The following is a 21,447-nucleotide window of genomic DNA, read 5'->3' as shown; positions in this document are numbered from 1 at the left end:
ATTCGCCACCGGGTTCGCAACCGGCCGCCCGGCCAGGAAGAATCGGGGTGCGTGCCGCCATGGCGGTGCGGTGGTGAGACGCTGCACTTCGGTCGCGTCCAAAGGCGGAAGACGCGGCTCGTACGGGGAGGTGGCAGGCAAGTGGTGGATCAGCTGACACAGCACGATCCGCGGCGGATCGGGCCGTTCGAGGTGCTGGGCCGGCTGGGGGCCGGCGGCATGGGGCTGGTCTATCTGGCGCGCTCGGCGTCGGGGCGGCGGGTGGCCATCAAGACGGTCCGCACGGAGCTGGCCGAGGACCAGCTCTTCCGGGTCCGCTTCACCCGCGAGGTGGAAGCGGCCCGCGCGGTCTCCGGCTTCTACACGGCCGCCGTCGTCGACGCCGACCCGCGCGCGGCGGTGCCCTGGCTGGCCACCGCGTACGTCCCGGCGCCCTCGCTCGAGGAAATAGTGAACGAGTGCGGGCCGCTCCCGGCCCAGGCGGTGCGCTGGCTCGCGGCGGGCGTGGCCGAGGCCCTGCAGTCCATCCACGGCGCCGGTCTGGTCCACCGCGACATGAAGCCGTCCAACGTGCTGGTGGTCGAGGACGGCCCCCGTGTCATCGACTTCGGCATCGCCTCCGGGGTGTCCAACACCCGGCTGACGATGACGAACGTCGCGGTGGGCACCCCGGCCTACATGTCGCCCGAGCAGGCCAAGGACTCCCGCAGCGTCACCGGCGCCAGCGACGTGTTCTCGCTCGGCTCCACCCTGGTCTTCGCCGCCACCGGCCACCCGCCCTTCCACGGCGCCAACCCGGTCGAGACGGTGTTCATGCTGCTGCGCGAGGGCCCGGACGTCACCGGGCTGCCCGACGAGCTGCGCCCCCTGATCGACGCCTGCATGAAGATGGAGGCCCCCGGCAGACCCTCCCCGGCCGACCTCCAGGCCCAGCTGGCCCCGCATCTGTTCGGCTCCGGCTCCGACGACTCCGGTACCGCCTCCGCCTGGCTGCCGGAGAAGGCGGTCGCGCTCATCGAGTCCCGCCGGGGCAGCCGTCCGCCCGCCAAGCCCGCCCCGCTGCCGCCAGGCCCGCGCAGCGCCGGCCGCCCGGCCCTGCCCCCGCCGCCGTCCTACGACCCGGTCGTCCCGGGCCCCTCCCCGGCCCCCGTGCCGTCCGGCGGCCCCGACACCGGGCCGGTGCGGCTGGCCGGGCTGAAGGTGCCCATCGGGCCCGGCCCGCGCGTCGCCGACGCCCGCGCGGCCGCCGTGAAGGCACCGCCGCCGGAGGCCGGTCTGGTCGCGAACTGGTCCCGGCCGCGCCCCGGCGTCAACGGCGCCGACCCGGCCGTACCCCTGCTGCCGCCGCAGCTGCCGGAGACGGCGGCGGGCTGGCGGCCGTGGCGGTTCCGGATGTCCAACGACGTGTGGGGCACCCCGTCCGTCGACGGGGACCTCGTCTACGTCACCTCCTTCGAGGTGCACGCCCTGGACGTCGCCACCGGGCGGCGCCGCTTCAAGACACGGGACGTGGCCTGGTCCATGGCGGTCGCGGACGGCCGTATCCACGCCTCCGACGGGCCCACCCTGTTCGCGCTGGACGCCCGCGAGGGCACCGACCTGTGGCGGCTGTCCACGGACGCCTGGGTGTACTCCCTGCACGCCGACCACGGCACGGTCGTCACCGGCACGCGCGGCGGCGGGGTGCAGGCGTGGGAGGCGGCGGCCGGGCGCAAGCTGTGGGAGATCTCCGGCTGCCAGACCGACTTCGAGTCGCCCGAGGCCGGTCCCGCCGTGCACGACGGCACGGTCTACGTCTGGCAGGACGCCCGGCTGCGCGCGCTGGAGGCCCGCACGGGGGAGGAGCGCTGGTCGTACCCGATCGGCGACGCGGCCTCCTGCGGCGGTGTGCCGGTACGGGTCACCCCGGCGCCGGACGGCCATGTGTACGTCAGCGCGGGCAGCCGGGTCCTCGCCATCGAGGTGTCGACCGGCAGGGTGCGCTGGCACTTCGAGGCCCCGGCGGTGTTCCTGTCCCCGCCCGCCTTCGTACCGGGCCCGGCGGTCACCGGCGGCGGGGTCTACCTCGCCGACTACCTCGGCACGGTCTACGCCCTGGACGCCGCCGACGGCCGCGACCGCTGGCGCATCGCCACCGAGGCCCGGTCCTCGGTCGAACCGGTGCTGGTGGCGGCCGGGCATGTGCACGTCGGCAGCGGCAAGGGCCTCTACACGCTGGACGCGGTCACCGGCACGCCCAAGTGGCGCTTCCAGGCGGGCGGTGACGTGGTGGGCGCGCCCTCGGTGGCCGAGGGACGTATCCACTTCGGCTCCACCGACCACCTGCTGTACACCCTCAAGGCCGACGACGGCCGGCTGCGCTGGAAACTCGCCACCGGCGGCGAGATCACCGGCTCACCGGTCGTCAAGGACGGCGTGGTGTACGCGTGCAGCAAGGACCGGTGCGTGTACGCGCTGGACGCGGAGAAGGGCACCGGGACGGCCCGTACGACCTGAGGGTCCACGGGAGCACCGGTAAGCGACGGAGAACGACGGAAACGGCCGGGTCCCCCGACCCGGCCGTTCCGTGTTCCCGCGTGAGCCGCGGCGGCTCCCCCTCCGCTCCGCCGCGGCCACGCCCCCCGTGCGCTTCCCCGCTTAGCGCGGGTCGCCGATGGTGATGTGGCTCTCGAGCGTGGTGACGTCGTCCAGCTCGCCCTTGGCCTTCTTCTCGCCGGTGATGTGGCTCTCCTGCGGAGTGAGCTCCTCGGCGGCCGCCGCCTTGGCGCCCTCACCGGTGATGTGGCTCTCCTGCGTGGTGACTTCGTCGGACTTCTTGGCGTCGCTCATCGACGGACTCCGTTGCTCTGAGGTGTGCTGTGGTGGCCGGGGCCGCCCGGCCGCTCCCCCGAGGGCTTCCGGACGGACCCGGTCACAGCCGGTCACCGCTTGGGCGACCGACGGCACTACCGATCCGCCCGCCCCCGTGACGACGAATCGGCTGCGAGAAGACTGCACGGGCACGATAAACGAACGATGAACGCCGGGTCGCGCGCATTTCGGCGGACCGGTGTTCACCCGGTCGCCGCAGGTGACAGCAGTTCCCGCAGGGAAGCCGCCTCCGCCGAGCCCAGCCTGTCGTAGACGCTCAGCGCGTCCGTCCAGCAGGCGCGGGCCCGGTCCGACTCGCCCAGCGCGTCGAGGGACTTGCCGAGGACGGTGAGGACACCCGCGCGGCGCCAGTCACCGCCCACGTGGAGCAGGACCGACAGGGACTGCTCGGCCAGGGCCGCGGCGGCCGCCGGACGGTCCGCCAGGCGGAGTCCCGCGAGCCGGTAGAGGGTCATGCCCTCCCAAAGCCGCTGCCGGCTGTCCCGGAAGATGGTCAGCGCCTCCGTGAGCCGCGCCTCCGCCTCCTCCGTGCGCCCCGACTCGGCCAGCGCCAGCCCGAGCGCGTAACTCCCGTTCGCCAGACGGACGGTGAGCCCCAGATGCCGGTAGACGGCGACGCCGGACTCGGCCAGCTCCACCGCGCTGTCGACCCGGCCCATCGACAGGTGCACCCGCGACAGATTGCACAGCGCGCTCGCCTCGCCCGGCAGGTTGCCGTCCGCGCGGTAGGCGGTCAGGGTGCGCTGGAGGTAGCTCTCGGCCTCGGCGTGCCGGCTGCGGTAGGCGGCCACGATCCCGCGCTCGCTGGGGGCGTTGCAGTCGATCCACGGGTCCCCGGCGGACCGGGCCAGCTCCACCGCGCGCTCGGCCTCCGCCTCCGCCTCGTCGAACCGGCCCGCGTTGATGTGCACTTGGGCCAGCGTGGTGCGCGCCCGGCCCTCCACCAGCGCGTCCCCCGCCTTTGCCGCCGCGTCCCGGACGACGGTCGCCGCCGCGCCGAACTGGTGGGCGTTGGCGCCGGATTCGGCCAGGTCCTTGGCGACGAGCAGCAGATCCACCGCCCGCCGCAGACTGCCCTGCGCCACCGACTGCCGTACGCAGGCCAGCAGGCAGTCGGCCTCCGCGTACAGCCAGTCCAGCGCGTCCCGGTGCCCGGCGAAGGACAGCCCCTCGTGGCCGTGGGGGTGCAGATGCTCCACGGTCCGGTCGCCGGGCCGCTCGATCGCGTACACCCGCGCGGCCGTGGCCAGATAGAAGTCCAGCAGCCGGGAGAGCGCGGCCGCCCGCTCGCCGGGCTCGTGCTCGTCCCGCTCGGCGCAGGCACGCGCGTAGAGCCGTACGAGGTCGTGGAAGCGGTAGCGGCCCGGCGCGGCCGACTCCAGCAGCGAGGTGTCGACCAGCGACTCCAGCAGGTCCTCGGTGTCCTCCGGGCCGAGGTCCAGCAGCGCGGCGGCGGCCGCCAGCGACAGGTCGGGGCCGTAGGCGAGGCCCAGCAGCCGGAACGCCCGCGCCTGGGCCGGTTCGAGCTGGCCGTAGCCCAGCTCGAAGGTGGCCTTGACCGCGAGGTCGCCGGCCTGGAGCTCGTCCAGCCGGCGCCGCTCGTCCGCCAGCTTGGCCGCGAGCACCGAGGTGGTCCAGGTGCGGCGGGCGGCGAGCCGGGAGGCGGCGATCCTGATGGCCAGCGGCAGGAACCCGCACGCGGCCACCACGTCCAGCGCGGCCTTCTTCTCGGCCGCGACCCGCTCCTCACCCACGATCTTGGTGAACAGCGACAGCGCCTCCTCGGGCGACATCACGTCCAGGTCCACCAGATGCGCCCCGGCGAGACCGACCATCCGCACCCGCGAGGTCACCAGCGCCGCGCACCCCTCGGTGCCGGGCAGCAGCGGTCTGACCTGCGCCGCGTCCTTGGCGTTGTCCAGCAGCACCAGCACCCGGCGCCCGTCCAGCACCGACCGGTACAGCGCGGCCCGCTCCTCCGGTGAGTCCGGCACCGCCGAGTCCGCCGTGCCGAGCGCCCGCAGGAACGAACCGAGCACCGTCTCGGGCTCCGCCGGGCGCGGGCCCGCACCCTGGAGGTCGACGTACAGCTGTCCGTCCGGGAAGGCGGCCCGCGCCCGGTGGGCCACGTGCACCGCGAGGGTGGTCTTGCCGACGCCGCCGATCCCGGCCAGCGCGGACACCGCCATCACCCGGCCCTCCGCCTCCGAGGCCGACGCCAGCACGTCGCTCAGCTCGGTCACGAACGCCGACCGGCCGGTGAAGTCCGGCACGGAAGCGGGCAGTTGGGCGGGGCGTACGAGGACCACGGAAGGTTCGGCAGCCGGTGCCGAGGGCTCCGCGAGCGCCGGGTCGGCCCGCAGGATGCGCTGCTGGAGGTCGCTGAGCCCCGGACGCGGGTCCACGCCCAGCTCCTCCGCGAGCAGCCGCCGGGTGTCCGCGTACACCGCCAGCGCCTCCGCCTGACGGCCGCTGCGGTACAGCGCCAGCATCAGCAGCTCGCGGAAGCGTTCGCGCAGCGGATGCTCGGCGGTCAGCGCGGTCAGCTCCGAGACGGACTCGGCGTGACTGCCCTGCTCCAGGTCCATGTCCAGCCGGGATTCGAGGAGTTGGAGCCGCCACTCCTCCAGCCGCACCCGCTGCGCCTCCGCGTACGGGCCCGGGACGCCCGCCAGGGGCTCGCCGTCCCAGAGCGCCAGCGCCCGGTTCAGGGTCTCCCGCGCCTCGCCCAACTCCCCCGCGCCGCGCGCCTTCTCGGCCTGCGCGGCGAGTTCCTGGGCGACGACGAGGTCCAGCGGGGCGAGCGTCCGGATGGCGTAGCCGCTGGACTCGCTGACCAGAACGCCGGGTTCGAGCACCTTGCGCAGCCGGGACGCGTACGTCCGGACGGCCGCGAGCGCCCTGGGCGGCGGTTCGGCCCCCCAGAGCGCGTCGATCAGTTCGGCCGCCGTGGCGGTACGGCCCTCTCGCAGCAACAGAGCCGCGAGCAGGGCCCGTTGCTGCGGAGAGCCGGTGGGGACCGGCGCTTCACCGCGCCAGGCCCGCACCGGCCCGAGTACTCCGAACCGCAGCACGGCGGAACCGGAGACCCGCTGCTCAGGCATCCGCGGCCCACCGTCCATGCGTTCGCCCCCTAGGCAATCCAACTTCCGCAGCCAGTTTGCCTTCTTCACGGCACTTGCGTCAGCCGTGCGAGACGCCGATCACAAGGCGGCGCGGGGGACTCCACAAAGTTTTTACACTCGCGGGCTCAGCGTGTGGTCGTGCTGTTGAACAGCGAGCGGGACCAGATGTAGCCGACCAGCGCGATCCCCGCGCACCAGGCGAGCGAGATCCAGCCGTTGTCGCCGATCGCCGAGCCGGTGAGCAGACCGCGCAGGGTCTCGTTCATCGGGGTGAACGGCTGGTGTTCGGCGAACCAGCGCAGCCCCGGCGACATCGACCCGGCCGGCACGAACGCGGAGCCCAGGAACGGCAGGAACTGGACCAGCAGCGGCTTGTTGCTCGCCGACTCCACCGTCTTGGAGATCAGGCCGAGCGCCACCGACAGCCAGGTCACCGCGAACGCGATGGCCGCGAGGAACCCGGTGGCGGCCAGCCACTCCAGCGGAGTCGCGTCCGGCCGGAACCCCAGGGCGAGCGCGACCCCGATCACCAGGACGAGACTCACCATCGTCTGGAGGACGCTGCCGATGACATGCCCCGTCATGAACGACGAGCGGGTGATGTTCATGGTGCGGAAGCGGTTGATGATGCCCTCGGTCATGTCCGAGCAGACCGCGATCGAGGTCGACATCGCCCCGGCCGCCACCCCCATGACGATCACGCCGGGGGTCAGATACTCCAGGTAGGCGTCCCGCCCGCCCATCCCGCTGCCGATCGCGCCCCCGAAGGCGTACACGAACAGCAGCAGCATCAGGATCGGCATCATCGAGCTGCCGAGCGAGACGGCCGGATAGCGGATGGCGTGCTTGACGTTGCGCCGCAGCATCGTCATCGAGTCGTGCACGGCGTAGGTGAGGGTGCTCATCGCTGGGTCTCCTTGACGGTGGCGTCGGTGCGGGCGTCGGTGTGGACGTGGAGCGGGGTGCCGGTGGCGCCCTGGCCGGTCAGCGCGAGGAACACGTCGTCCAGGTCGGGGGTGTGCACGGAGAAGCCGGCGGCGCTGATGTTCGCCGCGTCGAGCCGGTCCAGCAGGGCGCGCAGCGCGTCCAGGCCGCCGTCGCCCGCCACCCGGAGGGCGAGGTTCTCGTCGTCCCGCGCGGCGCCGGGGAAGGCCGCCGCCGCGCGCTCGTACTCCTCGGGGCCGGTGAACCGCAGCCGTACGTGGGCGCCGGGGATGCGGGCCTTCAGCTCGTCGGCGGTGCCCTCGGCGACGATCCGGCCGCCGTCGAGGACGGCGATCCGGTCGGCCAGCTGGTCGGCCTCCTCCAGGTACTGGGTGGTGAGGAAGACCGTGGTGCCGCCCGCGACCAGCGAGCGCACGGTGTCCCACATGGTGCGGCGGCTGCGCGGGTCGAGCCCGGTCGTCGGCTCGTCCAGGAAGATCACCTGGGGGTCGCCGACCAGGGTCATGGCGAGGTCGAGCCGGCGCCGCATACCGCCGGAGAAGGTCGCGGCCCGCTTCTTCGCCACGTCCGCGATGTCGAACCGCTCCAGCAACTCCCGGGTACGGGCCCGCCCTTCACGCTTGCCGAGGCGGAGCAGGTCGGCCATGAGGAGGAGGTTCTCCTCGGCGGTGAGGAGGTCGTCCAGCGCGGCGAACTGACCCGTGACGCCGATCGCGGAGCGCACGCCGTCCGGCGCGGTGGTGATGTCGTGGCCCGCGACCCGGGCCTGGCCGCCGTCGGCCGCGATGAGGGTGGAGAGGATCTGCACGGTGGTGGTCTTGCCGGCGCCGTTGGGGCCCAGCAGGGCGAACACGGTCCCGGCGGGGATGCTCAGGTCGATGCCGTCCAGCACCGTCTTGTCGCCGTACGACTTGCGCAGACCGGTGACGGAGACGGCGGCGGGCTGTGCGTCGTCGGTGGCTTTTCTGGGCGTGGGCATGACAGACGAAGGCATGGGGCCCTCCTGAGGGCTGGAGTGGGAAGTAGGGGGGTGTCGCTCAGGCGTGGGCGCGGAGGATGTCGATGTTGCCCCAGTTGGTGCGGGCGTGGATCTTGACGGTGTCCTCGGTGTGCTCCGGCGCCCCGGACGTGGCGAGCGCGTTGCGCACCTGGCCGTGCGTGGAGCTGACGTCGAGCCAGGCGGCGGTGCCCTCGCGGACGCCGATCTCGATGGAGCCGTTGGAGGTCTCCAACTGGACCTCGCCGCGCGCGACTTCGGCGACACGCAGGGGGCCGTTGGTCGTGGTGCCGGTGACGGATGCCTCGGTGCGCCCGATGTCGATGCCGCCGTTGGTGCCGCTCACGCGCAGGTCGCCGGTGACGGCGGCCAGGACCGTGGTGCCGTTGGTGTTCTTCAGTACGGCCGGGCCGTCGATGGTGCCGACGCGGATGTTGCCGCTGCTGCTGGTGATCTCGGCGGCGCCCTCGACCCGGTCCACGGTGATCGAGCCGTGCGACACGGTCAGCTTCAGCGGGCCGGTGGCGTCGAGGCGGACGTCGCCGGTGGACGTCTTCACGCGGACCTCGCCGAGGCGGCCCTCGCCGAGCACCTGGGTCCAGGAGCCGGTGACCTCGGCGGAGGAGCCCGCGGGCAGGAGCACCGTCACGTCGACCAGGCCGGAGGGGCCGATGAGCAGGCGCTCCCGCGTCCGGACGGTCAGGGCGCCGGAGGCGAAGCCGACCTCGGTCTGCTCGGCGGCCCGCACGTCCTTGTCCCGCTTGGGGTCGCGGGGCAGGACCTCGACGACGGTGTCCGGACGGTCGCTCGCGGCGAACCGGAGGGAACCGGCGCCGATGTGAGCGGTGACCGCGATGGGCTGAGGGGTGTCGAAAGCAGGCATGGCTGTCCCGTCCTCTTGGCTCGTCAGGTCGTCCCCGCAGGTGGGGGACGTGAAGGGGTGAGAAGTGGAGCAGGCGTGCGAGTGCTAGCGCACCCAGCCCGTGAAGCTCTGGCCGATCGTGCGGGTCTTCTCCGCCGGGCGCGGCCGGCTGCCGCCGTCGACAGCGGCCGAGACGGCGCGCACCAGCCAGGCGTTGACCGAAAGTCCCTCCCGGCCCGCCGCCTCCTCGGCGCGCGTCTTGAGGTGCGCCGGGAGCCGGAGGTTGACGCGGGCGGTGCCGCCCTCGTCGCCCTCGGCGGCCGGCTGGGGCGCCACCGGCACGGCGGCGGCCTCCGCCGGAGCGGCCTCGGCCGGCGGCGTCGTGACCACGAACTCGGGGTCCAGGCCGCGCAGCCGTACGTCGACCGAGCCGGGGGCCAGCTCGCGGGTGATCTCGTCCATCGCGGCGGAGAGCACGTGGAGCATGGTCAGGCGGGTCGCCGACTCCAGCGGAGCGGTGAGCCGCTCGGCCAGCTCGCGCGCTTCCTCGCCACCGGCCTCGGCGGCCACCGCGAGTTCCCGGCGAAGGGTGTCGACATACGGAGTGAGGTCCATGGCGTTAGCTTGGCACCATTGTGGCGCCATGGCAACCCCTATTGGCACCACATGGCACCGAGTGGCATCACGTGGCGCCACGCGCGGTGTCGCGAGGGTGCCGCGGGGCCCCGGCAGGGCCGCCCGAAAAGCGCCCGTAGCTGTGGATCACGCCGAACGTATGCTCTCTGAATGACGACTTCCGCGACCTCCGGAACCGGCCCCACCGAGAACTCCATGCGTCGCGCCCTCAAACGTGCCCGGGACGGCGTCGCCCTCGATGTGTCCGAGGCGGCGGTGCTGCTCCAGGCGCGCGGGGAGAACCTGAAGGACCTCGCCGCGTCCGCCGCACGGGTACGGGACGCGGGCCTTGAGGCGGCGGGGCGGGCCGGAGTCATCACGTACTCCAAAAGCGTCTTCATCCCGCTGACCCGGCTGTGCCGCGACAAGTGCCACTACTGCACCTTCGTCACCGTCCCCGGCAAGCTGCGCCGCGCGGGCCACGGGATGTTCATGTCGCCGGACGAGGTGCTGGACATCGCCCGCAAGGGGGCCGCGCTCGGCTGCAAGGAAGCCCTCATCACCCTCGGCGACAAGCCCGAGGACCGCTGGCCGGAGGCGCGCGAGTGGCTCGACGCGCACGGCTACGACGACACCATCGCCTACGTGCGCGCCATCTCCATCCGCATCCTGGAGGAGACCGGCCTGCTGCCCCACCTCAACCCCGGCGTCATGAGCTGGACCGACTTCCAGCGGCTCAAGCCGGTCGCGCCGAGCATGGGCATGATGCTGGAGACGACCGCCGAGCGCCTCTGGTCCGAGCCCGGCGGCCCGCACCACGGCTCCCCGGACAAGGAACCGGCCGTACGGCTGCGGGTGTTGGAGGACGCCGGCCGTTCCTCGGTGCCGTTCACCTCCGGCCTGCTGATCGGCATCGGGGAGACCTACGAGGAGCGCGCGGAGTCCCTGTTCGCGCTCCGGAAGGTCGCCCGCGCCTACCACGGCGTCCAGGAGCTGATCATCCAGAACTTCCGCGCCAAGCCGGACACCGCGATGCGCGGCATGCCGGACGCCGAACTGGACGAGCTGATCGCCACGGTGGCCGTCGCCCGGCACATCATGGGCCCCGCCGCCTGCCTCCAGGCCCCGCCGAACCTCGTCGACAGCGAGTACGAGCGGCTGATCGGCGCCGGGATCGACGACTGGGGCGGGGTCTCCCCGCTCACCATCGACCACGTCAACCCCGAGCGCCCCTGGCCGCAGATCGAGGAGCTGACCGAGCGGTCCCGTACGGCGGGCTTCGAGCTGCGCGAACGGCTCTGTGTGTACCCGGAGTTCGTCCGTAGGGGAGAACCCTGGCTGGACCCCCGGCTGCGCCCGCACGTCGCCGCCCTGGCCGACCCGGAGACCGGCCTCGCCCGGCCCGGGGTGCTCCCTGAGGGTCTCCCCTGGCAGGAGCCCGAGGAGGTGTTCACCGCCACCGGCCGCACCGACCTGCACGCCTCCATCGACACCGAGGGCCGCACCTCGGACCGGCGCGACGACTTCGACGAGGTGTACGGGGACTGGGCCGCGCTGCGTGAGGCCGCCGCCCCCGGCATGGTCCCCGAGCGCATCGACACCGACGTCCGCGAGGCCCTGCGCACGGCCGCCGACGACCCGACGAAGCTGACCGACGCGGAGGCGCTCGCCCTGCTCCACGCGGACGGCCCGGCGCTGGACGCGGTGTGCCGGATCGCGGACGACGTGCGCAAGTCGGTGGTCGGGGACGACGTGACGTACATCGTCACGCGCAACATCAACTTCACCAACGTCTGCTACACCGGCTGCCGTTTCTGCGCCTTCGCCCAGCGGCGCACCGACGCCGACGCCTACACCCTCTCCCTGGACCAGGTCGCGGACCGCGCCCAGCAGGCGTGGGACGTGGGCGCGGTGGAGGTCTGCATGCAGGGCGGCATCCACCCGGACCTGCCCGGCACCGCGTACTTCGACATCGCGCGGGCGGTGAAGGAGCGGGTGCCCGGCATGCACGTGCACGCCTTCTCGCCGATGGAGGTCGTCAACGGGGCGACCCGTACGGGGATGTCCATCCGGGAGTGGCTGACGGCGGCCAAGGAGGCCGGGCTCGACTCGGTGCCGGGCACGGCGGCGGAGATCCTGGACGACGAGGTCCGCTGGGTGCTGACCAAGGGCAAGCTGCCCACGGCCACCTGGACCGAGGTGATCACCACGGCACACGAGCTGGGCATCCGCTCCTCGTCCACGATGATGTACGGCCATGTCGACCAGCCCCGGCACTGGCTCGGCCACCTGCGCACGCTGGCCGGAATCCAGCAACGCACGGGCGGTTTCACGGAGTTCGTGACGCTCCCCTTCATCCACACCAACGCGCCGGTCTACCTCGCCGGCATCGCGCGTCCCGGCCCGACCATGCGGGACAACCGCGCGGTGACGGCGATGGCCAGGCTGCTTCTGCACGGGCTGATCCCCAACATCCAGACGAGCTGGGTGAAGCTCGGCACGGAGGGCGCGGCCGAGATGCTGCGCTCCGGCGCGAACGACGTGGGCGGCACGCTGATGGAGGAGACGATCTCCCGGATGGCGGGCTCGTCGTACGGCTCGTACAAGTCCGTACGGGACCTGGAAGCGGTCGCGGAGGCGGCCGGGCGGCCGGCGAAGCCGCGTACCACCCTGTACGGCGAGGTGCCCGAGGAGCGGGTCTCGGCGGCCCGCGCCTCGGACGGGCACCTGCCGGAGCTGCTGCCCCTCGTGGACTGAGTACGATGATCCGACCCCGGATCTGAGAAGGGGCCCCACAGCGGAGGAGATGCGTACCCGTGGCTGCCCTACTGCCCTCGTGGGCCTGGGTCTCCGGACTGACGGTCGCGGCGACCGCCGCCGTCGTCGCCCTCGCCGTACAGGCCGACCACGGTCCGCGTCCCGCGGCCCCGGCCGCCCACGCGCGCCCCACGGCCTCGGCCTCCCCGACCCCGTCCGCCCTCCCGACCCCCTCCGGCCCGCCCGCGCTGCCGGAGGCGTCGGGGGTGGGCCGGAGGATCGTCTACTCGGTGCAGGCGCACCGGGTATGGCTGGTGGACGCGACGGGGGAGTCCTCCCGGACGTTCACGGTGTGGCCGGGGACGGTGAACCCGCAGCCGGGGCGTTACTCGATCGCCAAGCGGACGGAAGCCACGACCGGCTCGGACGGCGTGCAGGTGGAGCACATCACGTATTTCACGGTCGCGTCCGGCGTGAACATAGGCTTCTCCAACGCCGTCGACGGCTCCTCGCCACCCCCCGCGAACGGCGCCCAGACCGGCGGCATCCGCCTCCACAAGGAGGACGGAGCCGCACTGTGGTCCTTCGGTGACCTGGGCACGAGGGTGTCGGTCGTCGAGTAGCGGGCGCTTGGAACTCCGCCGGGCGATCAGCGGCTTCTACGTGGTGTACTCCAGCTCGGTTCTTGCGGCTTCGCGCAGGGCAGGGGCGAGGTCGGCCAGGTCGAGTTTGTCGAGGTGCTCGTGGAGGGCTTGGCGGGCCTCGTGGACCCGGTCGGCCAGGGCGGGCCCGGTGATGTCGCCGGGCAGGATGATCCGCCGAAACGCAGGGTCTTTGATTGCCTCCGCGACCAGCTTCTCCGCCAGCCACAGGGGCGTGCGCTCGCGGATCGCGAAGGTCAGATGGACGCTGTGCTCGCTTTCGTCGGCGACGTGCGGGTTGTGTACCCACCCTCTCGGCAGAAGAAGGGACTGTCCGGCCCGGAGATCGACCACAACTTCCGGCCCGGCGGCTTCCCACGCGGGGATGTAGTGGGGCATCCAGACACGCCACGATTCGCTGTACTCCCGCATGGGCGCCTCGACCGCAGGCCGCCAGAGCGGCCACCGCTTCGTGCCGGCGATCTGCACGATCACGGCCATCTGCTGATCCCAGTGATGGCGTAGCCCCTGCTCGCCTGCTGGCGTGAGGAAGGCATGGACGTAGTTCGAGAATCCGGTCTCCTGCTGGATTCCCTGCGACAGAGCAGCCATGTACGGGATGACGCGTTGGAGGTTCCCGAGCCGGATCGTGTGGCCGGTGCCGTACAGCTTGCGCAGCCTGGCAGCATCCACTCGGCCGTCGGTCAGGTACGAGTTCTGGTTCAGCGAGGGGCCGGGCGCCTTCATGACCGCGATCTCCGGCGCGGGCACGCAGCCCGCGAAGGTGTAGTCCCCGAGGAAGTCTTCGGTGATCGTCTCGTCGAACGCCGTCTTGACGCGGTCGTAGACGCGCGGCTCGTCCGGCCAGGCGCGCAGGAGGTCGGTCACGCCGTCGTCGGGCAGTAAGAGACGCAGCGACACGGTGGGTGTCCTCTCGTACTACGTGGGCGGGAGGGGGCAGGGAATCCCGGGGTGGAAGTGGTTCGGGCAGCACACCACGGACAGCGAGAAGATGGCCCCGGCGGGTGTGTAGTACACCCAGGACACGTCGACACCACGAGGCAGTACGTCGGCGGCGTACTCCAGCTTGAAGTCGAGGCCCCCGTAGGCCCGACGGCCGTCAGGGTGGGTAAAGGGCGGGTCCGCCTCGTAGTGCTTGGTCATCCAGGCCAGGACGATGCCGACGTCGGTCCATGTGCGGTCGGCCACGGTCTGGTCCCGCTTCAGGAACCAGTGACCGGACATCAGAGGCGGCACACTGCCACCGACGAACTCGGCGGCGGCCTCACGGTACCGGTCGAGAGCCGCCTGCTCCTTCTTGTCCTCCGGGTTCGTGATCATGGGCGGGCCGTTGGGGTGGGCCGGTCTCCGGCTGCCTTCCTTCGCGTACACAGCCGGAGATCCGATCCACGGTCCGTACCCGTGCCAATGCCCTGACCAGCTCATGTGCGCCCTTCTGAAGGGCGGGCCGCCCCGCGGCGCAGGACGGCCCGCCTTGTGCGTGGTGGGGAGAGCGGGGACGGATCAGAGCGCGAGTCCGCGCCGGGCGGCGTAGCCGAGGACGAACGCGTCCAGCTCCGCCCCGGTGCAGCGGACCTCCTTGCCCGCGCCCTCCGGCTTGGAGTCCGCCAGCACGAACGCCGACTCCTCGCCGGGGAGCTGCGCGAACTCGACGCATGTCTCGTTCTCGCCGCCGAGGTTGCCGCCGCAGAACTTCTGGAACTCGGCGCCCTCGGTGGGGAGGGCGTAGAGGTTACGGTCCATGGGGGTGGTCCTCCTCGTGCGACTGCTGTGCGGGGATTCGGTCTCCGCGCCGTGATGCACCTCGGTCGCATTCCGTGGTGATGTGGTGACGCTACGGATGGGAGGAGTTCGAGGGCCACGATGTTGCACGCTTTTGCAGATTCTCACCCGGAGTGAGGACGGGCGGAGAGGACGAGCCGACGGGCCCGGGTGCCGTAGACGGCCATTCCGGCGAGCCGTTCGAACGCCCGAAGGTAGGTGGTGATCTCGCTCGGCCGCGAGATGGCGAGGTCCGCGGAGAGCGTCTCGACCTGCACTTCCTCGGCCCCGAAAATCAGGAACCCTTCGAGGGTCCACATCGTGCGGGGTGTGCCGCGCGGGATGATCCCGATCGACACGTTCGGCAGGGACATCGCGGCCAGGATGGCGTCGAGTTGGCCGGTCATGACTTCCGCCCCGCCGAAGGGGTAGTGCAGCACGTCTTCCTCGAAGAGGAAGGCGAAGCGTCGGCTCCCGTCGTAGAGAACGCGAGACCGCTCGACGCGGGCTGCGGCGGCCTCGGAGGCGTCGTTGCGCACGTCCTCGAAGTCCGCGATGGCCGACATGAGGGCCTCGGCGTACGGCTGTGTCTGGAGCAGGCCGGGGACGACGTTCGAGACGTAGACGCGCGTGTGCCGGGTCCGTTGGTAGAGCGGTACGTCATCCGTCTGCCGGTGCTTGAGGCCGTTGCGGTGAACGCGCCTCCACTCCCGGTACATCGAGTCCGCGGTGCGCGAGGCAGCGATCAGGTCGGCGGCCTCGGTCTGCGCGTCGCATGCCCGGCACCAGGCATGAATGTCGGTGTCGGACGGGCGGGTCAGATTCCGCTCGATCCGGGACGCCTTCGAAGTGCTCCAGCCGCAGAGTTGCGCCAGGGCTGTGGCCGTCAGTCCGGCGTCCCGGCGGAGTTCTCCAAGTCGGTCGGCTATGGCTTTGCGGGCAGCCTGCTCGCTGGACAGTTGGGGCCGGGGCATCGTTCTACGTCCACCGAGGCGCTCGGTCAGACCTTGAACTCGTGGTGTTCGAGTCCTCGCTTCCACACGTCATCGAAGGCTGAGGCACACAGGTGTGCGATGGCAGGATCGTCGCTCATCTCAGGCTCGACCGCGTCGCCATCGCCCGCGAAGTGGTTGAAGCGCACAACGCGGCCGTCGATCAGCCAGAAGTCATTCGCCGGCACCGCGATACCGAGGGCCTGGCGGCGCGGGAGCCAGCGAACGCCTTCCCCTGCTTCGAGGTTCAGGGGAGTGAGCGCGTGCTCGTACCGGATGTACTCGGTGACGGGCTCGGACACGATGCGGGCGCGACGCACGACCACGCCCCGCGCCACGGTGCGTCGGACGAGGGCGAGCCAGTCGGCGAGGGTGCGGCGGCCGTCCTCCAAGTCCCACGCTCCGGAGCGCCAGCGGGCCACGTCTTCAGCTTCCTCGGCCACGGCGTACGTGTCCCGCATCTCCAGGTGGAGAGCTGACGAAGCGGCGGAGTCAAGCAGTTCCTCGAAGCTAGGAAGCTTCGGCGTCATCGAGTGCCCTCCTGATGATCTCGGCCATGCGGTACGGGAGGCGGACGATACCCTCCGTGTCTGGCCGGGGGCTGTCCTGGGCGCAGCGCTCCGCCGTCACCTCGTCCGGAAGCCACCCTTGGACGAGGATCTCCTGCTTCTCGTCATCGACCCACACGGCCGGGCAGTTGCCGCCACCCGTGTTGGGGTCGATACCGACGAACCGTAGGGCCATGAGCGCTGCTCCTTCGAGACGCTTGCACGGTTTGCACGGAAACGCGCAGGGAGAGCTTCCCATCACGGCCAACGCCCCTCAACCGATTCAGGGAAGAAGGGCGCTGGCTGAGCCGCGTCGGCGCTTACCGCACCTCGCGGTCCGGGAGGTGGTTGATGATCAGGGCTACTCCGCTGAGCAGGAACACGCGGGTCGCCGCGTCCACGCCGTTCCACGTCTTGGACTGCCACATGGCGAACCACTCGCCGCCTATGGCGATGAACCCGGCCCCGAAGAGCAGGATCAGCATCAGCAGGCCGTACGTGGAGAAGCGGCGCGCGCGGGCGTTGTCCCGGCGGGCCCACAGCCAGGTGCCCCACGCGAGTACGGCTGCCGCCGCCGTCTCCCACGCGATGATCGCCACGTAGGCGGTGTCCTGGAGCGCGGTGCTGGTGATCGCCCGCCACATCAGGTGGTCGTCCTTGAACGTGGTGTCCATCGCCAGCACATGCCGGACGTACTGCTGGTTCGTCCCGAAGTCGGTGATGTTGCCTACGGCGACGAGGGCGATGTACAGCGCGAGTACGCCGGTGAGGACGGTGGCAGCGAGGCCGAGCCCTGAGCGGGCGGCACGGGTGGAGTCGGCGGGGGCCGCAGATTCGGTCATGGTCATGACCCGAATACTTCCCGACCCACGCCGAGGAGGAACGCCTTTCAGACGCGGGGCACTGCGTGGCTGAGGAACGTGGTCCAGGTGTCGGTGGAGACGGTGAGGTGGGGTCCGTCGGTGGTCTTAGAGTCGCGGACGTGGATGTGGGCGGGGGCCAGGGCGACTTCCACGCACTCGGGCCCGTCGTTGCCGCTGTAGCTGCTCTTGAACCACTCCAGGCCGGTCATGTCTCGCATTTCAGTACTTCCTCGATGAAGGCCAGTGACTCTCGGGGCGTGAGTGCCTGCGCCCGGATCATTCCATAGCGCATCTCCATGACCTGAGCCTCCCGCGGGTCGCTGATCACGCGGCTGTACAGCTGTCCCTCGGTGTGCCCAAGCGTTTTGCCGTCCCGCATTTTCAGCACCTGGATCGATCCCATCATTCCCGCGTGCTCCTCGCAGGCAGTAGGCATCACCTGGATCTCGACGTGCCGCAACTTGCTCATCTCCAGGAGATGTTCCAGCTGTTGGCGCAGCACTTCCGAGCCGCCGATCGGGCGCAGAAGCGTCGCTTCTTCCTGGACGAAGGTGATCTGGGTGAGCGGGATGCGGTCGAACACGGACTTGCGCGCCATGCGCGCGGCCACGAGTCGCTCGATTTCCTCTTCCGTGTAGGAGGGCCGCCGCATGGCGTACAGGGCGTGGGCGTATTCCGGTGTTTGCAGCAGCCCATGCACATGAAGGGCGGCATAGGCGCCCAGCTCCGTCGTGTCCCGCTCCAAGTTGGCGAGGTCCCGGACCTTCTTCGGGTACCGAGCCCGCTCCACATCCGCCTTCATCGCGGACACCTTGCCGCCCGCTCCCACGACCTCGTCCGTGCGGTCAAGAAAGTCCGGCTTCGGGACCCGGCGCCCCCGCTCCACGGAGGACACCATCTCCTCCCCGTACCCGATGGCGGAGCCCAGCTCCACCTGGCGCAGACCCGCCGCTTCGCGCCACGCCTTGATCTGTCGGCCGACCGCCCTGAGTACGGCCTCGGCCTCCTCGTCCTCCACCCGCGCCCCTCTCCCTCGTACCAGCCGTACCGCTACTCCGCCCACCCGTACAGTCACCCTGCGTACCGTGGTCGTTGCTGTTCAGGGTAGGGACAGGCGGCCACTCTGGGTGACATGAATCAGAAAACGCAGCTGCGGATTCAGTTGTCCGCGACCCGGAGAGGTGCCCGGCTCGCCCGGCTTCTTACCGAGCGGCAACTCGACGAGTGGGGGCTGCCGTTCGAGGAGGCGACGCAGGTCGTGGCCGAGCTGGCGGCCAATGCCGTGCTGCACGGCAGGGTCCCCGGGCGGGACTTCCGGCTGGAGCTGCGGCGCGAAGACGATGGCACGCTCCGTGTCGAGGTGACCGACGCGCGGGGTGAGCGGAGCCCCCGGCTGCCGGATGAACCGGCCGAACTGGCCGAGGACGGACGGGGGTTGCGCATCGTCGCCGCCTACGCGCACCGGTGGGGAGTGGTCGAGGCGCCCGCCGGGGCCAAGACCGTGTGGGCCGAGCTGAAGCATCCGTTCCTGACCGGTATTGGTTCGGCGCAGATCGATCACCGCACTGATCCGACCGTTCCAGGTCCATTACAGTGCTGACCGTCGTGCGGGCGGACGGTGGCGCGAGGAGGGCTGGATGGGTGCGGCGAGCGGCGCCGTCTGGGGTCGTGCCGAGCAGCAGGACTTCCGTGGCCGGGTGCGCGGAACCCTGCTGGGTGCCGCGATCGGGGACGCCCTGGGCGCACCGGTCGACTCGCTCGCCCTGGACACGATCCGCGCGGAACACGGCCCCGACGGCCTCACCGACCTCGCACCCGGCCAGGGCAGACGCGGCACCGTCTCGCACCACACTCAGCTCACCCTCTTCACCGTCGACGGCCTGATCCGCGCCCAGGTCCGCCGCGACACCGGAGCCTGGCACCCGCCGACCGACCTGCACCGGGCCTACCTGCGCTGGGCGGCGACCCAGCGGGACTGGGGCCCGGACGAGCGCCGGGAGGAGGACGGCTGGCTGGCCCGCGAGGAGTGGCTGTACGCCCGCCGGGGCCCCACGCGGGCCCTGCTGCTGGGGCTCGGCAATGACGTGATGGGCACGCTGGAACGCCCGAAGAACCCCGGTGAGTTGGGCCCGGAGGCCGTCGCCCGCTCGGCACCCTTCGGCCTGCTGGTCGGCTGGGAGCCACAGCTCGTCGTCCAACTCGCGCTGGAGTGCGCCGCCCAGACCCACGGCCACCCGGTGGCGGTCCTCTCGGCGGGCGCGTACGCCGTCATCGTGCACGCCCTCGCGCGCGGCGAGAGCCTGGACGGCGCCGTACAGAGCACCCTCGGCCTGCTGGCCGCCCGCCCCGGCCACGAGCCCGTCACCGGCGCCCTCCAGCGTGCCCTGGGCGCCGTACGGCAGGGGCTGCCGAGCCCGGCGCGGGTGGCGGAACTGGCCAGGGACGGCACGGCCGACGGCCTGCTGTCCGCCGCCGTGTACTGCGCGCTGGTCGGCGAGGACGTACGCCACGGCCTCTGCCTGGCGGTCAACCAGAGCGGCCCCTCCGCCGCCGCGGGCGCCCTCACCGGCGGCCTCCTCGGCGCCCTGCACGGCGAGACGGCCCTGCCCCCGGCCTGGCTCCCGGAGCTGGAGGGCCGCCCCACGATCCTCGAACTCGCCGACGACTTCGCCATGGAGATGACCCAGGGCCCCGCCCTGCACAGCCCGGCCGGCTCCGCCCCGGGCTGGCTCGCCCGCTACCCGCGAGCCTGAGGGCGCCCTCACTCCGTCCAGGTCGCCCCGCCACGTCGTCGCCCGCCGACCCCGGCACCTGGCACGCTCGCCCACTACCCCCGCGCCTGACCGCCCGGTCCAGGGCCCCTCACTCCTTCCGAGGAACCCCCACCACGTCGTCGCCCGCCGGCCCCGGCGCCGGCGCCGGGACGGTCGCCGCGCCGCCGCCGTCGGTGTTGATCCGGTCGATGACCGCCAGCCGCTCCGGGGTGTCCTCCGGCTTCACCCAGCCGACCACCACGTACAGCACCAGCGACACCGCGAGCGGCACCGAGACCTGGTACTGGAGCGGGACCCCGCCCTCGACCTGCCAGTTCAGGGGGTAGTTGACCAGCCAGAACGCCAGCAGCCCAGCCGCCCAGGCGGTGAGCGCGGCCGTCGGGCCGGAGCGGCGGAACGGGCGGAGCAGGCCCAGCATCATCGGGATGGCGATCGGCCCCATCAGCCCGGCCACCCACTTGATGACGACCGTGATGATGTCCTTGAACGCGGGGGAGTCCACCTGCGTCGCCACCGCCATCGACAGCCCGAGGAACACCACCGTCGTCACCCGCGCCGCCAGCAGCCCGGCCCGCTCGCCCCACCCGCGCGCCCGCAGCGACAGCACCGGCGCCACGTCCCGCGTGAACACGGCCGCGATGGCGTTGGCGTCGGAGGAGCACATGGCCATGGTGTGCGAGAAGAACCCGACGACCACCAGCCCCAACAGGCCGTGTGGCAACAGCTGTTCGGTCATCAACGCGTACGCGTCCGAGCCGTCCGGCTTCTGGGCGCGCACCAGCAGCGGGGCCATCCACATCGGGAAGAACAGCACCACCGGCCACACCAGCCACAGCAGCGCCGACAGCCGCGCGGACCGCTCCGCCTCGCGCGGGCCGCTGGTCGCCATGTACCGCTGGGCCTGGTTGAGCATGCCGCCGTTGTACTCGAAGAGCTTGATGAACAGGAACGCCAGCAGGAACACCGTCCCGTACGGCCCCGCGAGCGGCTCGGCGTGACCGCGCAGCGCCGGCTCGTCGAAGGCGCCGAGCACCCCGATGTCCTTCTCGCCGAGCTTCAGCACCACGGCCACGAACATCGCCACCCCGGCCAGCAACTGGATGACGAACTGCCCTAGTTCGGTCAGCGCGTCCGCCCACAGCCCGCCGATCGTGCAGTACACGGCGGTCACCGCGCCGGTGATCAGGATGCCCTGGTTCAGCGAGGCGCCGGTGAACACCGACAGCAGCGTGGCGATCGCCGCCCACTTCGCGCCCACGTCCACGATCTTCAGCAGCATCCCGGACCAGGCCAGCGCCTGCTGGGTGGTGAGGTCGTACCGGTTCTTCAGGTACTCCAGCGGCGAGGACACCCCGAGCCGGGAGCGCAGCCGGTTGACGCGCGGCGCGAACAGCCGGGAGCCGATGGCGATGCCCAGCGCGATCGGGAACGACCAGGTCACGTACGAGGTGACCCCGTAGCTGTAGGCGATGCCCGCGTACCCGGTGAACATCACCGCGCTGTAGCCCGACATGTGGTGCGAGATGCCGGACAGCCACCACGGCATCCGGCCCCCGGCGGTGAAGAAGTCCCCCACGTCGTCCACGCGCCGGTGCGACCAGAGCCCGATCGCCACCATCACGCCGAAGTAGCCGGTAAGCACCGCCCAGTCGAGACCGTTCATGTCTCCCCTCCC

21 protein-coding genes are annotated in these 21,447 nt (G+C 71.7%); 5 read left to right on the top strand and 16 right to left on the bottom strand.

Going from position 1 to position 21,447, the window contains the following annotated elements; translation table 11 throughout:
- Positions 1–141 precede the first annotated feature (141 nt).
- Positions 142–2,496 (top strand): PQQ-binding-like beta-propeller repeat protein, encoded by a 2,355-nt coding sequence (locus ACIGA3_RS21445; RefSeq protein WP_399717942.1) that lies wholly within the window; start codon positions 142–144, stop codon positions 2,494–2,496.
- A gap of 141 nt (positions 2,497–2,637) precedes the next feature.
- Here ACIGA3_RS21445 and ACIGA3_RS21440 read toward each other — a convergent pair whose 3' ends face one another.
- The 6 genes from ACIGA3_RS21440 to ACIGA3_RS21415 form a co-directional block, all read right to left on the bottom strand.
- The gene (locus tag ACIGA3_RS21440; protein WP_399717939.1) at positions 2,638–2,829 is read right to left on the bottom strand and encodes a hypothetical protein; all 192 of its coding nucleotides are present in this window, start codon (positions 2,827–2,829) and stop codon (positions 2,638–2,640) included.
- 224 nt (positions 2,830–3,053) lie between these two features.
- The gene (locus tag ACIGA3_RS21435) at positions 3,054–5,993 is read right to left on the bottom strand and encodes an AfsR/SARP family transcriptional regulator (RefSeq protein ID WP_399717938.1); all 2,940 of its coding nucleotides are present in this window, start codon (positions 5,991–5,993) and stop codon (positions 3,054–3,056) included.
- Between the two features lie 128 nt (positions 5,994–6,121).
- Positions 6,122–6,901, bottom strand: coding sequence for an ABC transporter permease (locus ACIGA3_RS21430; protein WP_399717936.1), 780 nt, complete (start codon positions 6,899–6,901; stop codon positions 6,122–6,124).
- Positions 6,898–7,935 (bottom strand): ATP-binding cassette domain-containing protein, encoded by a 1,038-nt coding sequence (locus ACIGA3_RS21425; protein ID WP_399717933.1) that lies wholly within the window; start codon positions 7,933–7,935, stop codon positions 6,898–6,900. The genes ACIGA3_RS21430 and ACIGA3_RS21425 overlap by 4 nt, the downstream gene beginning before the upstream one ends.
- Positions 7,936–7,978: 43 nt before the next feature.
- Positions 7,979–8,821 (bottom strand): DUF4097 family beta strand repeat-containing protein, encoded by an 843-nt coding sequence (locus ACIGA3_RS21420; protein WP_399717931.1) that lies wholly within the window; start codon positions 8,819–8,821, stop codon positions 7,979–7,981.
- Between the two features lie 84 nt (positions 8,822–8,905).
- A complete protein-coding gene (locus ACIGA3_RS21415) occupies positions 8,906–9,415 on the bottom strand; it encodes a hypothetical protein (protein WP_399717928.1) in 510 nt (169 codons plus the stop codon).
- Between the two features lie 171 nt (positions 9,416–9,586).
- Here ACIGA3_RS21415 and ACIGA3_RS21410 point away from each other — a divergent pair, with 171 nt between their 5' ends.
- Both ACIGA3_RS21410 and ACIGA3_RS21405 read left to right on the top strand, forming a co-directional pair.
- Positions 9,587–12,172: a bifunctional FO biosynthesis protein CofGH gene (locus ACIGA3_RS21410; RefSeq protein ID WP_399717925.1), complete on the top strand. Its 2,586-nt coding sequence runs from the start codon at positions 9,587–9,589 to the stop codon at positions 12,170–12,172.
- Positions 12,173–12,231: 59 nt separating this feature from the next.
- Positions 12,232–12,795: a hypothetical protein gene (locus tag ACIGA3_RS21405; RefSeq protein ID WP_399717923.1), complete on the top strand. Its 564-nt coding sequence runs from the start codon at positions 12,232–12,234 to the stop codon at positions 12,793–12,795.
- Positions 12,796–12,831: 36 nt separating this feature from the next.
- Here ACIGA3_RS21405 and ACIGA3_RS21400 read toward each other — a convergent pair whose 3' ends face one another.
- From ACIGA3_RS21400 to ACIGA3_RS21360, 9 genes are all read right to left on the bottom strand, one after another.
- Complete coding sequence (locus ACIGA3_RS21400) at positions 12,832–13,734, bottom strand: JmjC domain-containing protein (protein WP_399717920.1); 903 nt, start codon at positions 13,732–13,734, stop codon at positions 12,832–12,834.
- 18 nt (positions 13,735–13,752) lie between these two features.
- Entirely contained in the window at positions 13,753–14,154 is a 402-nt protein-coding gene (locus ACIGA3_RS21395) for a hypothetical protein (protein WP_399717918.1), read from the bottom strand.
- A 183-nt stretch (positions 14,155–14,337) separates the two neighbouring features.
- Positions 14,338–14,577 (bottom strand): DUF397 domain-containing protein, encoded by a 240-nt coding sequence (locus ACIGA3_RS21390; RefSeq protein WP_399717916.1) that lies wholly within the window; start codon positions 14,575–14,577, stop codon positions 14,338–14,340.
- Positions 14,578–14,720: 143 nt separating this feature from the next.
- Positions 14,721–15,569, bottom strand: a complete 849-nt coding sequence (locus tag ACIGA3_RS21385) for a helix-turn-helix domain-containing protein (protein ID WP_399717914.1) — start codon at positions 15,567–15,569, stop codon at positions 14,721–14,723.
- A gap of 26 nt (positions 15,570–15,595) precedes the next feature.
- On the bottom strand, positions 15,596–16,117 hold the full coding sequence (locus ACIGA3_RS21380; protein ID WP_399717912.1) for a DUF6879 family protein: 522 nt from the start codon (positions 16,115–16,117) through the stop codon (positions 15,596–15,598).
- Positions 16,098–16,331 carry a hypothetical protein gene (locus ACIGA3_RS21375; RefSeq protein ID WP_399717910.1) on the bottom strand — a complete coding sequence of 78 codons (234 nt, stop codon included), beginning with the start codon at positions 16,329–16,331 and terminating at the stop codon, positions 16,098–16,100. Before ACIGA3_RS21375 ends, ACIGA3_RS21380 begins: the two co-directional genes overlap by 20 nt.
- Positions 16,332–16,455: 124 nt before the next feature.
- Positions 16,456–16,983, bottom strand: a complete 528-nt coding sequence (locus ACIGA3_RS21370; RefSeq protein WP_399717908.1) for a DUF2165 domain-containing protein — start codon at positions 16,981–16,983, stop codon at positions 16,456–16,458.
- 41 nt (positions 16,984–17,024) lie between these two features.
- Positions 17,025–17,216: a DUF397 domain-containing protein gene (locus tag ACIGA3_RS21365; RefSeq protein WP_399717905.1), complete on the bottom strand. Its 192-nt coding sequence runs from the start codon at positions 17,214–17,216 to the stop codon at positions 17,025–17,027.
- Entirely contained in the window at positions 17,204–18,016 is an 813-nt protein-coding gene (locus ACIGA3_RS21360; RefSeq protein WP_399717902.1) for a helix-turn-helix domain-containing protein, read from the bottom strand. The genes ACIGA3_RS21365 and ACIGA3_RS21360 overlap by 13 nt, the downstream gene beginning before the upstream one ends.
- 114 nt (positions 18,017–18,130) lie before the next feature.
- Here ACIGA3_RS21360 and ACIGA3_RS21355 point away from each other — a divergent pair, with 114 nt between their 5' ends.
- Together ACIGA3_RS21355 and ACIGA3_RS21350 are read left to right on the top strand one after the other, a co-directional pair.
- Entirely contained in the window at positions 18,131–18,598 is a 468-nt protein-coding gene (locus tag ACIGA3_RS21355; RefSeq protein ID WP_399717900.1) for an ATP-binding protein, read from the top strand.
- A 37-nt stretch (positions 18,599–18,635) separates the two neighbouring features.
- Positions 18,636–19,751, top strand: a complete 1,116-nt coding sequence (locus ACIGA3_RS21350) for an ADP-ribosylglycohydrolase family protein (protein ID WP_399717898.1) — start codon at positions 18,636–18,638, stop codon at positions 19,749–19,751.
- Positions 19,752–19,860: 109 nt separating this feature from the next.
- Here ACIGA3_RS21350 and ACIGA3_RS21345 read toward each other — a convergent pair whose 3' ends face one another.
- A complete protein-coding gene (locus ACIGA3_RS21345; protein WP_399717895.1) occupies positions 19,861–21,435 on the bottom strand; it encodes a sodium:solute symporter family protein in 1,575 nt (524 codons plus the stop codon).
- Between the last annotated feature and the right edge of the window lie 12 nt (positions 21,436–21,447).

Source organism: Streptomyces sp. NPDC085596, from assembly GCF_044541565.1.
Classification (GTDB): domain Bacteria; phylum Actinomycetota; class Actinomycetes; order Streptomycetales; family Streptomycetaceae; genus Streptomyces.
The sequence above is the reverse complement of the archived record's forward strand: the minus strand, read 5'-3'. Positions and strand labels throughout refer to the sequence as shown.